The sequence below is a fragment of the Arthrobacter sp. 179 genome, assembly GCF_052379645.1.
In the GTDB taxonomy this organism is placed as follows: Bacteria; Actinomycetota; Actinomycetes; order Actinomycetales; family Micrococcaceae; genus Arthrobacter_H.
This window is the reverse complement of record NZ_JBQSYU010000008.1, coordinates 26,551-39,985: the sequence shown is the minus strand read 5'-3', so window position 1 is coordinate 39,985 and position 13,435 is coordinate 26,551. Positions and strand designations below refer to the sequence as shown.

The 13,435-nt window shown below is 65.1% G+C and carries 15 protein-coding genes; 1 reads left to right on the top strand and 14 read right to left on the bottom strand.

Annotated elements, in window-relative coordinates; all coding sequences use genetic code 11:
* Positions 1 to 40 precede the first annotated feature (40 nt).
* The gene (locus ACT3UE_RS07025) at positions 41 to 244 is read left to right on the top strand and encodes a cold-shock protein (RefSeq protein WP_086998333.1); all 204 of its coding nucleotides are present in this window, start codon (positions 41 to 43) and stop codon (positions 242 to 244) included.
* A 102-nt stretch (positions 245 to 346) separates the two neighbouring features.
* Here the strand turns inward: ACT3UE_RS07025 and ACT3UE_RS07020 are convergent, their stop codons facing one another.
* The 14 genes from ACT3UE_RS07020 to prmC all read right to left on the bottom strand — a co-directional run bounded on the left by ACT3UE_RS07020 (position 347) and on the right by prmC (position 13,432).
* The gene (locus ACT3UE_RS07020) at positions 347 to 778 is read right to left on the bottom strand and encodes a DUF2550 domain-containing protein (protein WP_444553566.1); all 432 of its coding nucleotides are present in this window, start codon (positions 776 to 778) and stop codon (positions 347 to 349) included.
* Between the two features lie 7 nt (positions 779 to 785).
* Positions 786 to 1,070 carry a F0F1 ATP synthase subunit epsilon gene (locus ACT3UE_RS07015; protein ID WP_444553567.1) on the bottom strand — a complete coding sequence of 95 codons (285 nt, stop codon included), beginning with the start codon at positions 1,068 to 1,070 and terminating at the stop codon, positions 786 to 788.
* A 2-nt stretch (positions 1,071 to 1,072) separates the two neighbouring features.
* A complete protein-coding gene (atpD, locus tag ACT3UE_RS07010; RefSeq protein WP_444553568.1) occupies positions 1,073 to 2,533 on the bottom strand; it encodes a F0F1 ATP synthase subunit beta in 1,461 nt (486 codons plus the stop codon).
* Between the two features lie 57 nt (positions 2,534 to 2,590).
* The gene (locus tag ACT3UE_RS07005; protein ID WP_444553569.1) at positions 2,591 to 3,481 is read right to left on the bottom strand and encodes a F0F1 ATP synthase subunit gamma; all 891 of its coding nucleotides are present in this window, start codon (positions 3,479 to 3,481) and stop codon (positions 2,591 to 2,593) included.
* A gap of 70 nt (positions 3,482 to 3,551) precedes the next feature.
* Positions 3,552 to 5,186, bottom strand: a complete 1,635-nt coding sequence (gene atpA / locus ACT3UE_RS07000; protein ID WP_444553570.1) for a F0F1 ATP synthase subunit alpha — start codon at positions 5,184 to 5,186, stop codon at positions 3,552 to 3,554.
* Between the two features lie 112 nt (positions 5,187 to 5,298).
* Positions 5,299 to 6,114 carry a F0F1 ATP synthase subunit delta gene (locus tag ACT3UE_RS06995; protein ID WP_444553571.1) on the bottom strand — a complete coding sequence of 272 codons (816 nt, stop codon included), beginning with the start codon at positions 6,112 to 6,114 and terminating at the stop codon, positions 5,299 to 5,301.
* A complete protein-coding gene (locus ACT3UE_RS06990; RefSeq protein WP_444561566.1) occupies positions 6,114 to 6,665 on the bottom strand; it encodes a F0F1 ATP synthase subunit B in 552 nt (183 codons plus the stop codon). The genes ACT3UE_RS06995 and ACT3UE_RS06990 overlap by 1 nt, the downstream gene beginning before the upstream one ends.
* 55 nt (positions 6,666 to 6,720) lie before the next feature.
* The gene (gene atpE, locus ACT3UE_RS06985) at positions 6,721 to 6,939 is read right to left on the bottom strand and encodes an ATP synthase F0 subunit C (RefSeq protein ID WP_086998932.1); all 219 of its coding nucleotides are present in this window, start codon (positions 6,937 to 6,939) and stop codon (positions 6,721 to 6,723) included.
* A 69-nt stretch (positions 6,940 to 7,008) separates the two neighbouring features.
* On the bottom strand, positions 7,009 to 7,815 hold the full coding sequence (gene atpB / locus ACT3UE_RS06980) for a F0F1 ATP synthase subunit A (RefSeq protein ID WP_444553573.1): 807 nt from the start codon (positions 7,813 to 7,815) through the stop codon (positions 7,009 to 7,011).
* Positions 7,816 to 8,142: 327 nt separating this feature from the next.
* Positions 8,143 to 8,625 (bottom strand): hypothetical protein, encoded by a 483-nt coding sequence (locus tag ACT3UE_RS06975; protein WP_444553574.1) that lies wholly within the window; start codon positions 8,623 to 8,625, stop codon positions 8,143 to 8,145.
* Between the two features lie 144 nt (positions 8,626 to 8,769).
* Positions 8,770 to 9,777, bottom strand: coding sequence for a UDP-phosphate glycosyltransferase (locus ACT3UE_RS06970; RefSeq protein WP_444553575.1), 1,008 nt, complete (start codon positions 9,775 to 9,777; stop codon positions 8,770 to 8,772).
* A complete protein-coding gene (locus tag ACT3UE_RS06965) occupies positions 9,777 to 11,597 on the bottom strand; it encodes a polysaccharide biosynthesis protein (RefSeq protein ID WP_444566475.1) in 1,821 nt (606 codons plus the stop codon). The genes ACT3UE_RS06970 and ACT3UE_RS06965 overlap by 1 nt, the downstream gene beginning before the upstream one ends.
* Before the next feature lie 112 nt (positions 11,598 to 11,709).
* Positions 11,710 to 12,543, bottom strand: coding sequence for an L-threonylcarbamoyladenylate synthase (locus ACT3UE_RS06960; RefSeq protein ID WP_444553577.1), 834 nt, complete (start codon positions 12,541 to 12,543; stop codon positions 11,710 to 11,712).
* Positions 12,527 to 13,432 (bottom strand): peptide chain release factor N(5)-glutamine methyltransferase, encoded by a 906-nt coding sequence (gene prmC / locus ACT3UE_RS06955; RefSeq protein WP_444553578.1) that lies wholly within the window; start codon positions 13,430 to 13,432, stop codon positions 12,527 to 12,529. The genes ACT3UE_RS06960 and prmC overlap by 17 nt, the downstream gene beginning before the upstream one ends.
* Positions 13,433 to 13,435 lie beyond the last annotated feature (3 nt).

Genomic DNA, 13,435 nt, shown 5'->3' with positions numbered 1-13,435 from the left:
CGCCGTGTGCGGTTAGTTTCACATCAATGAGGAGATATACATGGCGCAGGGCACCGTGAAGTGGTTCAACGCTGAAAAGGGCTTCGGCTTCATCACGCCGGACGAGGCTGACGGCGATGTGTTCGTCCACTACTCGGAAATCCAGAGCAACGGCTTCCGCACGCTGGAGGAAAACCAGCGGGTCGAGTTCGAGATCGGTCAGGGAGCCAAGGGCCCCCAGGCCACGGGAGTCACCGGAATCTAGAGGGCCCTCCGGCCGCACCGCCGGGAGTCCACGAAAAAAGCCATGGCGCGCATCCCCTCATCCAGGGGGTGCGCGCCATGGCCATGTCCAGGGGTGGTCGCTTCAGCGCCACGTCCCGACCCCGGCCACCGGGCCGGCTTCGATCCAACTGCGCAGGCCCGTATAGGAGCCGTAATCCATCGCCAACAGGATCGGGATCCCCCCGGCAACCAGATCCACGACGACGGCGCCGGGCTGGACCCTGATGCGTTCCTCACCTTCGGACTCCCGCCACCCGATCAGTTCCAGCGACGTCCTGGCGTAGCGGTGCAGGGGCACCGGGGTCACCGAGAACAACCGGAGGAATTCCAGGTCGGTCCCCGTATAACGACAAACCCCCATCATCCACTTCCCGGAGGTCGTGGAGATGGAGGCGTCGAAAGTCCCCAGGGCGCGCCGCAACTGATGGCGACGCACCCCCATGGCACCCAACATCATCAACAGCAGGAGCAGGGCCGCAGCCAGGATGATGACGGGAATGCCGATGTCGTTCAAGGGCGGACTATCGGTTTCCTACCGCGACGGCATCGTCGAGCTGCGCATTGTCAGCCACGATGACAACCCGGTCATGGTCGACCGAGAAGAAACCGCCGTCGGCCTGGACCGTGAACCGCTCGCCATTGGAGGGCACGATGGCCAACTCACCGGCTGCGAGAACCGCCAGGACCGGGCTGTGCCCGGGCATGACGCCGATCTCGCCATCGCTGGTGCGGGCCTTGACCAGTTCCGCTGCCCCGGACCACACGAAGTGGTCCGCGGCAACGATTTCGACTTCGAGTTCGGCCATGGCTACTTGCTCTTGCCCTGGATCTCGGCCCACTGGCGCTCGACGTCGTCCAGACCGCCGATGTTGAAGAACGCCTGTTCGGCAATGTGGTCCAGGTCGCCGTCGCAGATGGCCTTGAAGCCCTCGATGGTGTCCTTGATGGACACGGTCGAGCCGTCGACACCGGTGAACTGCTTGGCGGTGTAGGTGTTCTGCGACAGGAACTGCTGGATGCGACGGGCCCGGGAGACGACGATCTTGTCTTCCTCGGAGAGCTCGTCGACACCCAGGATCGCGATGATGTCCTGGAGTTCCTTGTTCTTCTGCAGGATCGACTTGACCCGCACGGCCGTGTCGTAGTGCTCCTGGCCCACATACTGCGGGTCCAGGATGCGGGACGTGGAGGTCAGCGGGTCGATGGCCGGGTACAGGCCACGGGAGGCGATTTCACGGGAGAGTTCCGTGGTCGCATCCAAGTGCGCGAACGTCGTGGCCGGCGCCGGGTCGGTGTAGTCGTCCGCGGGGACGTAGATGGCCTGCATCGAGGTGATGGAGTGGCCCTTCGTGGAGGTGATGCGCTCCTGGAGGGTACCCATCTCATCCGCCAGGTTGGGCTGGTAGCCCACGGCCGAGGGCATGCGGCCCAGCAGGGTCGACACCTCGGAACCTGCCTGCGTGAAGCGGTAGATGTTGTCGATGAACAGCAGCACGTCCTGGTTCTGCACATCGCGGAAGTACTCCGCCATGGTCAGGGCCGACAGCGCCACGCGCAGCCGGGTTCCCGGCGGCTCGTCCATCTGGCCGAAGACCAGGGCGGTATCCTTCAGGACCCCTGATTCTTCCATTTCAACCCAGAGGTCGTTGCCCTCACGGGTCCGCTCGCCGACACCGGCGAAGACCGAGGTACCGCCGAAGTTGCGGGCCACACGGGTGATCATTTCCTGGATCAGCACGGTCTTGCCGACACCGGCACCACCGAACAGACCGATCTTGCCGCCCTGGATGTAGGGGGTGAGCAAGTCAATGGACTTGATGCCGGTCTCGAGGATCTCCGTGGAGGCTTCCAGTGTCGCGAAGGCCGGGGCCTCGCGGTGGATGGGCCAGCGTTCGGTGATCTCCAGATCGGAGGCCGGAACGTCGAGCGGTTCGCCGAGCACGTTGAAGATGTGTCCCTTGACGACGTCGCCGACGGGCACGGAGATCGAGGAGCCGGTGTCCTGGACGACGGCGCCGCGGACGAGCCCGTCGGTGGCCTGCAGCGAGATCGCGCGGACCAGGTCGTCGCCAAGGTACTGGCTGGTTTCGAAGGTGACCGTGTGGGTCTCGCCGTTAAGCGTGATATCTGCGGTCAGGGCGTTGTACAGGGCGGGAAGGGCATCGGCCGGGAATTCGACGTCGACGACCGGGCCAGTGACGCGCGCGATGCGCCCGGTTGCTCCCGGGGCTGCGGCGGCGGTTCCCTGCTCGTTTAGTTGGGCAGTCATCTCTCTCACTTCGCTTGTATCTCTAGAGCGTGGGGGTAAATGGTGATCGGCCGGCTGCTACGCGCTGAGCGCGTCGGCACCTGCCACGATTTCCGACAGTTCCTGGGTGATCTCCGCCTGACGGGCGTTGTTCCGAAGTCGCGTGTACTTCTTGATCAACTCGTTGGCGTTGTCCCCGGCTGCCTTCATCGCGCGCTGGCGGGCAGCCAGTTCCGATGCGGCCGCCTGCAGCATGGCTGCAAAGATGCGGGATTCGATGTAGCGCGGCAGGAGTGCGTCCAGAACCTGTTCCGGTTCCGGTTCGTACTCGTACAGCGGCAGCAGATCGCTCTCGCGTTGCACTTCCTCCTCCACGACTTCCAGGGGCAGTAGACGGATGACCGTCGGCTCCTGGAGGACCATGGACTTGAACTGCGTGAAGACGACGTGGATCTCCTCCACACCGCCTTCCTCGTACGGGGTGTTGAAGGCCTCCAGCAGCGCCTCGCCGATCTCCTGGGCCGTTTCGAACTTCGGAGCGTCGGTGTCCCCGGTCCACACCCGCGCATAGTCGCGGTTGCGGAAGTCGAAGTACGCCTGGGCCTTGCGGCCGACGATGTAGGTGCTGATTTCCTTGCCTTCACCGTGCAGCAGTTCGATGAGCGATTCTGCCTGCTTGATCGCACTGACCGAATAGGCACCGGCCAAGCCGCGATCGGACGTCATCACCAACACGGCCGAGCGGCGGACTTGTTCCGGCTCGGTGGTCAGCGGGTGTTCGACCTCGGACTGGGACGCGACGGCAGAAACGGCACGGGTGATCGCACGGGCGTATGGCATTGAAGCCGAAACGCGGCTGCGTGCCTTGCCGATGCGGGAAGTGGCGATCAGTTCCATCGCCTTGAAGATCTTGCCCATCGACGAGGTCGAGGCGATCTTCTGGCGGTAGACCCGAATCTGGGCTCCCATGTTTATCCTTTCCTAGTCCGTGGCGGTGGTGCCACGACCCGCGGGTCGCGGCACCACCTCACGGAGAACGTCAGCGTTTCTGCTTGACGATCTTTTCCTGGTCGACGTTCTCTTCACCCAGGGCGTCATGCTCCTCGTGCCCGGGGCCAACCAACTGCTCCCCGTCGCCGAAGAAGCCCTTCTTGAACTCCTCGATGCCGGTGTTCAGCGCCTCGAACGTGGAGTCCTCCAACTTGCCCGTCTGGGTGATGGTGGTCAGCACGTCGGTGCGGTTGCGCAGGTACTCGAGGAATTCCTTCTCGAAGCGGCGGACATCCTCGACCGGGACGGCGTCCAGGTGGCCGTTCGTGCCGGCCCAAACCGAAGCAACCTGCTCGGCGACCGGGTACGGGGCGTACTGGCCCTGCTTGAGCAGTTCCATCAGGCGGGCGCCACGGGTCAGCTGCTGCTTGGTCGCGGCATCCAGGTCCGAGGCGAACATGGCGAAGGCCTGCATGTCCCGGTACTGGGCCAGTTCCAGCTTCAGCGTGCCGGAGACCTTCTTCATCGCCTTCGTCTGCGCCGAACCACCCACGCGGGACACCGAGATGCCCACGTCGACGGCCGGACGCTGGTTGGCGTTGAAGAGGTCCGACTGCAGGAAGATCTGTCCGTCGGTGATGGAGATGACGTTGGTCGGGATGTAGGCCGACACGTCGTTCGCCTTGGTTTCGATGATCGGCAGACCGGTCATCGAGCCGGCGCCGAGCTCGTCGGAGAGCTTGGCGCAACGTTCCAGCAGGCGGGAGTGCAGGTAGAACACGTCACCCGGGTAGGCCTCGCGTCCCGGCGGACGACGCAGCAGCAGGGAGACGGCACGGTAGGCTTCGGCCTGCTTGGACAGGTCATCGAAGACGACCAGAACGTGCTTGCCGCCGTACATCCAGTGCTGGCCGATGGCCGAGCCGGCGTACGGTGCCAGGTACTTGAAGCCTGCGGGGTCCGAGGCCGGGGAGGCCACGATGGTGGTGTACTCCATGGCGCCGTGCTCTTCGAGCGACTGGCGGACCGCGGCGATCGTGGAGGCCTTCTGGCCGATGGCCACGTAGATGCAGCGCACCTGCTTGGAGACATCCCCGGAGGCCCAGTTGTCCTTCTGGTTGATGATCGTGTCGACGGCCAGGGCGGTCTTGCCCGTCTGGCGGTCACCGATGATCAGCTGACGCTGGCCACGACCCACGGGGATCATGGCGTCGATCGCCTTCATGCCCGTCTGCATCGGCTCACCGACCGACTGGCGCTGCGTCACACCGGGAGCCTGAAGCTCCAGCGGGCGGCGGCCCTCGGGGACGATGTCGCCCATGTCATCGATGGGTTGGCCCAGCGGGTCGACCACGCGACCCAAGAAGTTATCGCCCACGGGCACGGAGAGGATCTCACCGGTGCGGTGGACTTCCTGGCCTTCTTCAATGCCTGCGAAGTCACCCAGGACGACGACGCCGATATCACGGGTGTCGAGGTTCTGTGCCAGACCCAGCGTGCCGTCTTCGAAACGAAGAAGCTCGTTGGCCATTACGGAGGGAAGACCCTCCACCTTTGCGATGCCGTCACTAGCCGTGGTCACGCGACCGACCTCGACGCGCTCCGCGCTGCCCGGGTCATAGGACGCGGCGAAGTCTGTCAAGGCGTTGCGGACGTCATCGGCGTTGATGGTCAAATCGGCCATCTGCAGTCCCTGCTCTCCTAGATTGTGGTTTCCGACCTGTGTTGCTGGTGGAAACCGGGGTTTGTTTCAGTCTGTGGTGTCGGCGGCAAGCCGCCCTCCCGCTGGGGGAGGGCTAGCCGGCCAACCGACGACGGAGTTCCGCGAGCCGGGTGGCTGCGGTTGCGTCAACAACCTCGTCACCGACGACTACCCGGATACCTCCAACTAGTGATGGATCCACTGCGGCGTTGATCTTCAGATCGCGTCCGTAGAGCTTATTGAGCCCTGCCTGCAGTCGGTTGAACTGTTCGTCAGTCAACGGACGGGTGGCGCTGACTTGCGCAATCCACCGCTGCTGGCGCTTGGCCACCAACTCCACGAACTTCTCCACGAGTGCCGCCGGCTTCAGGCCCCGGGGGGACTGGACTGCCTGGGCGATCAGGACTCGTGCGACCTCGCCGGCCTGCGGGGACACCTTTAGCGCAAGTTTGCGCTTGGCATCGTCCGAGGCCTGCGGGTCATCGAGCGCACGCTGCAGATCATGACTGGACCCCACAACCCTGATGAAGCCGAAAAGGTCTTCCTCCAAGGCTTCGAGACCGGCTGGTCCCTCTGCTTGGCGCTCAGCCACGCTAATGGCCGCCGTGGCGGCCAGCGTTTCGAGTGCATCTCCGATGTCACGTGCCGAGCCCCACCGGGAACCGGCGAGGCCGGCCACGATGGATTCGGCCTCCGCGGAGACCTTGCCCCGCAGTAGCCGGGACGTCAGTGCGGTCTTTTCCTCGGTGCTGCGCGCCGGATCGGTCAAGGCACGGCGCAAGCCGGCATTGGAATCCATAATGCTCAACACGCCGAAGAGGTCCTCGGCGAGCGGCAGCCCGACCGTGGGCAGTTTCGCCTCAAGGTCGGACTGGGCCGCTGCCAGGGACTGGCTCGATACACCTGCCATTAGTTCGATGCACCTGCGCTTTGCTCGTTTTCGAGGTCGCTCAGGAAGCGGTCAACCACGCGGGCCGAGCGTGCATCGTCGTCGAGGGACTCGCCCACGATGCGGCTGGCCAGCTGGGTTGCCAGCGTTCCGACTTCTCCGCGGAGGGAGACGACGGCTGCCTGGCGTTCAGCTTCGATCTGGACCTGTGCCTGATCGGTGATGCGTGCGGACTCGGCCGCCGCCTTCTCCTTCAGGTCGGCCAGGATCTTGGACCCCTCAGCACGGGCCTCCTCGCGAATGCGATTGGCTTCCGTGCGGGCGTCCAGCAGCTGCTGCCGGTACTCTTCGAGGGCTGCGTTGGCTTCTGCCTGTGCGGCTTCTGCCTTAGCAATCCCGCCCTCGATGGCTGTTGAGCGTTCCTTGTACGTCTTCTCGAATGCCGGAACGGCAAACTTGTTGACGATGTACAGCAGAACGAGGAACGTCACCAGCGTCAGTGCGATTTCCCACACATTGGGGAAGAGGGGGTTGACTTTCCCCTCAGCCGCGCTAAGTGCTGCGTAGATCATGTTTCACCCGTCTTTCTTAGACTCTAACCTTCGGTTCCGAATACGGAGCCGAAGTTTAGACGCGGCCCCAGATGAAGGCGAAGACGAGGCCCAGGATGGCCAGGGCTTCCGTCAGCGCCAGGCCGAGGAAGGCGATCGGCTGCAGCACGCGCTGTGCCTCGGGCTGACGTGCGACGCCATTGATGTACGCGGCGAAGACGAGGCCCACGCCGATGGCACCGCCGATTGCGGAGAGGCCGTAGCCGATGGCGTTGAGGCTGCCGTAGATGTCCATTTGGTTCCTTTCAGAATGCCGGTTGGCAGGGTGTTGGATACAGGATGTTCCCCCGAGAGGGAATGGTTCTTAGTGTTCTTCGACCAACGCGCCTTGAATGTAGATGGCTGTCAGCAGGACGAAGACGTAGGCCTGGAGGGCCATGATGAGGACTTCGAAGAGGCCCATGGCCACGCCGCCAGCAAAGGTCAGCACGCCCAGACCCTTGAGGAAGGCACCGCCCTCCACGAGCATGAAGGACGTACCGGCAGCGGCAAGCATCACGATCAGGTGACCGGAAAGCATGGTGGCAAACAAACGCAGACTGTGCGTCAGCGGGCGGACGAAGAAGTTAGAGATGATCTCGATGACGATGATCAACGGCAGGATCGCCTTGGGGACTCCCGAAGGGACCACGGACAGCTTCAGGTAGGCAATCCCGTGTTTCTTGAAGCCGAGGAAGATCCAGTACACATAGACGATGCCGGCCAGTGCATAGGCGGTGCCCACATGCGATGTGGTGGGCAGTTGGAAGATCGGCACGACACCGAAGAGGTTGTTCACCAAGATGAAGAAGAACAGGCTCATCAGCAGCGGGACGTAGGGCTTGAAGTCCTTTTCGCCGATGATGTCCTTGCCGACCGAGTTACGGACGAAGTTGTACGAGACCTCACCGAGGAACTGGAATTTACCCGGAACGATCTTGCCGCGCCGAGAAGTAGCCATGAAGAACCAGGAAATGAGAACGACGGAGAGGATGACCAGCAGCATCTGCTTGCCGAAGCCACTGCCGTAATCGGCTCCCCACGGGATGATTTCGGGAAGGTGCATGTCCTCTAGGCCGGGGGCTTTGAACCCACCTTCTGCGGGGGCCGCCGGAAGCGCAAGCGCGATCAACGCGGTTCCTCTCTGCTGTGTCCGTCATGGGGCAATAGCGTTGGAAAGCCGTTCAGGTTTCCCAACGGATGAAGTTTTTTGGTTCTTACTCGTCCGCACCAGAAATCGGCCCGGAAGCACGATCTTTTCTGTGGAGGACTGCCAGGTAATATCCAGCGGCGGCTCCAAGAAGGGCACCTACCAACCAGATCCAGCGGGCATGCAACAAGAAGTCCAACAGCCACCCTATCAAACCCCACGCGATGATCCCGCCAACGATGTAGTTGACGTTCTCCCGGAAGGGTGAGATCCCTCCGCCCTGGGGGCGGTCGCCGTTCGGTGGGGACATCAGGCCCCACCCGCTCCGGCGTCCGTGGCGGGAATCGGGTCGTTGTACAACTGCAGGCGCAGCTTGGAGAAGGCGTGCAACTCCACTGCCTGCCAGATGACCACGGCGGAGACGACGCCGACCAGAAGCCAGGTCCCGTCCGTCCAGGCCGGCAGGCCCAGGCCGAAGGCCAACCCGCCAAGCAGGAGGACCTTCACCACGTAGCCGATCATGAACGCCCCGAAGGCCGCGGAAGGATTACGCCGACCCACCAGATGTCCGATGGCCAGGCTGATGCCGAAGAAGATGATGACCACGACGACCGATCCCAGTGCGCTGCCCGCCGCTGCCGGCCCGGCGACCACCCAGGCCACGAGGGCCAGGAGGACGGCGGCAAGACCGGTGACGATCGAACAGGTACGCAGGATCGCCAGCCAGGGAGACGCGGTCTCCCCCGACTCCTTGACGACGCCGACGCCGCCCGAGCCAGTCGCCTGTGGCATGTACATCCCATCCTTGTCGCTCCTCCCCCCGACCGGTCGAAACCCGTCGCGAAGGGGTGGGGCAGCAGTTCAACTTTTTGTGTTTCCGCTGGAAACCTCGTCCGATTCTACACGAGATAGAAAAGTATTCTGAACCGGGGGTCGCTAGGCCGCGACGCTGCGACGCAAGCGCCCGATCCAGACCGGACTGGAGAGGTAGGCCAGCACGATCGCCAGGATGAAAATGCCCCAGAGGTACTGTCCCCAACCCACCGACTGCACGGCCATCATGGCACCGCCGGCACAGAGCGCGGTGGCCCCGGCCACCATCAGCGCCGAGGCGGGGTGGCTGAGTCCGACGTCGGTCAGACGCTGGTAGACGTGTTGGCGGTGGGCGGCATACCACCGTTCCCCGCCGCGGATCCGCGCCAGCAGGGTGTAACCGGTATCCGCCAGGTAGATGGCCACCGGGCCCAGCAGATAGCCGGCTTCCATCCCGTTCAGGAAGGCCGCGGCGCCCAGTGCCGCCAGCGTTCCGCCCAGCAGGTAGCTGCCCACGTCCCCGAGGAAGACGTGCCCCCGCCCCAGGTTCCAGGGCAGGAAGGAGGCGAAGGCGGCGGCGACGACCAGGGAGGGGGCGATGAGCCAGGCCTGGTCATCGATCGCCCCGGCCCCGGCGAAGAAGAGACCGACCACCAGCCCGTGCAGGCCGCTGATCCCGTTGATGCCGTCCATGAAGTTGGCGACGTTGATGTAGGCGCCCAGGGCCAGCGCCCCGACGAGGATCCACCACCAGGAGCTGCCGGTGAGGATGACCATCGCCGTGGTGCCGACGGCACCGATGATCAGTTGCAGGGAGAACCGCCAGCCCACCGAAACCCCGCGGTAGTCCTCGACCCAGCCCAGGACGGCCGCGGCCAGGGCGACCCCGGCCACCACGGGAAGCAGGCCCCCCGAGGCGTTGTCCGCGGTGGCCCAGATGATCGCGAAGCCGGCCATGATGGCCACGGTGATGGTCAACCCCAATCCGCGCACCGCGGTGATGGTGTGCGAGGAGCGGTCGTTGGGCACGTCGATGACCCCCAGGCGCTGTAGCAGCGGGATGAGGGCGAAAGGCAGCAGGACACCGGCGACGAATGCGACGGCGATGGCCACGATGGCGGTTCCGGCCACTACACGGCGTCCTGGGCGTCGTGGCCGGGACCATCGGTGAGGCCCTGGCGGTGCTTCCACTCCCCCAGGTCCATGACGGCGGGATCCAGGACGTCGATATGGGCATGGGAGATCTTCGGGTGCAGCGGGCGTTCATCGCCTTCGCCTTCCCCGATGAGGTCCTCGTGCAGCTTCTCCCCCGGGCGCAGTCCGGTGATTTCGATTTCCACGTCCTTGCCGCTGAGCTGGATCATGTGCTCGGCGACGTCAAGGATGCGTACCGCCTTGCCCATGTCCAGGATCATCACTTCCCCGCCCCGGCCGATCGCCCCGGCCTGGATGACCAGTTGGCAGGCTTCGGGGATGGTCATGAAGAACCGGGTGGCCTCCGGGTCGGTGACGGTGACCGGGCCCCCCTTGAGGATCTGATCGGTGAACAGCGGCAGCACCGAACCACGACTGCCCAGCACGTTGCCGAACCTGACCGAGACGTATTTGCAGCCGGTCTGCTCGCCCATCCAGGCGGTGAGCTTCTCGGCGACCCGTTTGGAGTGCCCCAGCGCGGTGGTGGGGTTGGCCGCCTTGTCGGTGGAGATGTTCACGTAGGTGTCCACGTTGGCCCCCCGGGCCGCGTTGAGCACGTTCAGGCTGCCCAGCACGTTGGTCTTCCAGGCTTCCTCCGGATACTGCTCCAACAACGAGACGTGTTTGAGTGCGGCGGTGTGGAAGACGACCTCCGGCTTGCGGTCCACGAAGATCCCGGTCAGGGTCTCGGCGTCGCGGATATCGGCCAGCACCGTATCCTGCCCGTTGAGCAGGCCCCGGCCGGTCAAGGAGATCTGGGTGGTCTGCAACCCGGTTTCATCACGGTCGAGCATGATCAGTTCGGCCGGTTGGTACATGCTGATCTGTCGGCACAGTTCGGAGCCGATGGAACCGCCGGCCCCGGTGACCAGCACGCGTTTGCCCGTGACGTACCCGGCGATCTCGTCGACGTGGATATCCACCGGGTGGCGACCGATCAGATCCTCGATGTCGACTTCGCGGAAGGAGAATTCATGGCCTCCGGTGAGCATGTCGCGCAGCGGCGGGACGACCAGGACCTTCAGCCCCAGTGAGTGCCCCAGATCGCTGATCTCCCGGATCGCCACGGCATCCATGTTCGCCATGGCCAGCAGGATCACGGTGGCCCGGGTGCGGCGGACCACGTCGGGGATGTCTTCCCGGCGGCCCAGCACCGGCACGGAGGAGATGCGCAGATGCTTCTTGGACGGGTCGTCGTCGATCAGTCCCACCGGTTGCCAGGGCGAGAGCCGGTCGTTGCTCATCCGGGTCACGATGGAGGTGCCGACGAAGCCGGCCCCGTAGATCAGTGTGCGTTCGGCGTGGTCCCCGGGTTTGGTCTTGCTCTCGACATGCATGCGTTTGACGTAGCGGATCGCCGCCATGAAGATGCAGGCGAAGGGGAAGGCAATCAGGCCGATGCCGCGGGCGATCTGCATCGGGATGCCCGCGAAGAGCAGCACGATGGTCAGGATCACCGAGACCGTGACGGTGACGATGACCAGCAGTTTGGCTTCGTGGAAGGACCCGAAGCTGTACCGTCCCCGATAGAGCGACAGGGCGGTCCCGACCACCAGCTGGCTGACGATGGCCACCGCCGCGATGATGGCGACGCCGTCGATCTTGGCCGGGTCGAAGGTCATTTCGTAGCGCAGGATCATGGCGATGATGATCGCGATGACCCAGGCCACGGCATCCAGCAGGAATTGTGAACCGAGCCAGAGGATCCGGTCGCTGCTGGCGGTCTTGGGTAGATCGGGGCTTTGCCTGGTGCTCATATGTTCGCGACGCTCAGGTCTGTGCTCCTCGTCAATGGTCCGGTCTCCCGGCAGGTGCCACGGTGGGTGGCACCTTGGATCTTGGGTCCTGCATGCGGTTGGTTCCGCGGTCCTAGCTGGTGGTCGGCGGCGGGCCGTCGGCCTGGACGTCGGAAACACCAGGGTCGGCCGGGGCCGATTCCGGCGTCCCGGAGGCCTCGGCGTCGTCGTCGTCCTTCAGTTCTACACCAGAACCTTCGGGTTCGGCTTGAGGGTTGGCCGCGTCGGGCATGGCCTCGTCGATACCGAGCAGCGACGGGACGCGTTCGCGTAGTTCCTCCAGGCCCAGGGCGCCCTGGCGCACCACGCGCAGGACCTCGCCGGTGCAGTCGACGATGGTCGAGGGCAGGGCAGAGGCCTCCGCGTCCTCCAGCGGCTCGGGACGTGGCCCGCCGTCGAGGTAGACGGCGACCGATTCGGCCAGCATCTGCTCGGCTTCGGCCGCCGTCGTCGCGGCCGGCTGGCCGGAACGGTTGGCGCTGGAAACCGCCAACGGGCCGGTCTCCTTGAGCAGATCCCGGGCGATCCGGTCATCGGGGATGCGCAAGGCCACGGTGCCCCGGGTGTCGCCCAGATCCCAGGACAAGCTCGGCTGGCTGCGCAGGATCAACGTCAGGGCGCCGGGCCAGAAGAAATTCGCCAGCAGCCGGGCATCGTCGGGGATCTCGGCAGCGAGCCCGTCCATGGTCCCCACCCGGGCGATGAGCACCGGTGGCGGCATGTTCCGTCCCCGGCCCTTGGCGGCCAGCAGGGTGGCCACCGCCTGGGCGGAGAAGGCGTCGGCGGCGATCCCGTAGACGGTGTCCGTGGGCATCACGACGCACTGTTTGGCCGTAATGGCCTCCTGGGCGGCGGCGATGGCCTCGGAGCGGGTGGGTTCGGTGGTGCAGTCAAAGCGTTCGGTCACGGGGTCCATTCTTCCATGTCGATCCGGCGGGGACGGCGGTTTCGGCCAGGTAGGCGGCGGTCACCCGGTCGGCGTCGTTGAGGTCGCGGTGGCCGTGGATCCCCTGCCACCGACCACTTTCGGCGAAGAGTCCTTGCATCGGTCCGGCCTGGACCTCCGCGTGTTCCAGGGCCAGATAGCCTCCGGGGGCCAGCAGGCGGACCCCGGCGGCGATGACCGCGCGCGGCAGATCCAGTCCGTCGGGCCCTCCCCCGTAGAGCGCCAGCTCCGGATCGTGGTCGCGGACTTCAGGGTCCCGCGGGATGGCGCCGGGAGGGATGTAGGGGGGATTGGACACCACCAGGTCGAAGGTCCCGTGGTGCCGGGCCAAAGCGGTGCGCAGGTCCTCGGCGACCAACGTGACGCCGTGGGGGGCGGTGTTGCGCAGCGCCCACGGGTAGGCCTGCTCGCTGATTTCGACCGCGAAGACCTCCGCGCCGGGAACCTCGCTGGCCACCGCGGCGGCGATGGCCCCGGAACCGGTCCCCAGATCCACGACCCGTACGCCGCCCTGCCCGGCCAGGACCTCCCGGGCCCGGTCGATCGCCAGTTGGGCCAGCAGTTCCGTTTCCGGACGCGGGATGAACACCCCGGGTCCGACGGCCAGCTCCAGATGACGGAAATAGGCCACCCCGGTCAGATGCTGCAGCGGGATCCGTTGGGCCCTGCGGGCCACCAGCTCCTGGAATCCCTCGGGGGCCGGGGCCCCCGCCAGGGCCAGGGCCAGGACGCGGCCCCGGGAGACGGACAGCAGATGCGCGGCCAGCAGTTCCGCGTCGGCGCGCGGGGAGGAGACCCCGGCCTCGCGCAGTTCTCCCACCGCCGTGCGCAGTGCCTGCTCCAGTTCCACCGC

Coding starts and splice junctions, on each gene's coding strand:
- ACT3UE_RS07025 (WP_086998333.1), top strand. CDS start 41: ATGGCGCAGGGCACCGTGAAGTGGTTCAACGCTGAAAAGGGCTTCGGC.
- ACT3UE_RS07015 (WP_444553567.1), bottom strand. CDS start 1,070: ATGGCCGAACTCGAAGTCGAAATCGTTGCCGCGGACCACTTCGTGTGG.
- atpD (WP_444553568.1), bottom strand. CDS start 2,533: ATGACTGCCCAACTAAACGAGCAGGGAACCGCCGCCGCAGCCCCGGGA.
- ACT3UE_RS07005 (WP_444553569.1), bottom strand. CDS start 3,481: ATGGGAGCCCAGATTCGGGTCTACCGCCAGAAGATCGCCTCGACCTCG.
- atpA (WP_444553570.1), bottom strand. CDS start 5,186: ATGGCCGATTTGACCATCAACGCCGATGACGTCCGCAACGCCTTGACA.
- ACT3UE_RS06995 (WP_444553571.1), bottom strand. CDS start 6,114: ATGGCAGGTGTATCGAGCCAGTCCCTGGCAGCGGCCCAGTCCGACCTT.
- ACT3UE_RS06990 (WP_444561566.1), bottom strand. CDS start 6,665: ATGATCTACGCAGCACTTAGCGCGGCTGAGGGGAAAGTCAACCCCCTC.
- atpE (WP_086998932.1), bottom strand. CDS start 6,939: ATGGACATCTACGGCAGCCTCAACGCCATCGGCTACGGCCTCTCCGCA.
- ACT3UE_RS06975 (WP_444553574.1), bottom strand. CDS start 8,625: ATGCCACAGGCGACTGGCTCGGGCGGCGTCGGCGTCGTCAAGGAGTCG.
- ACT3UE_RS06965 (WP_444566475.1), bottom strand. CDS start 11,597: ATGAGCACCAGGCAAAGCCCCGATCTACCCAAGACCGCCAGCAGCGAC.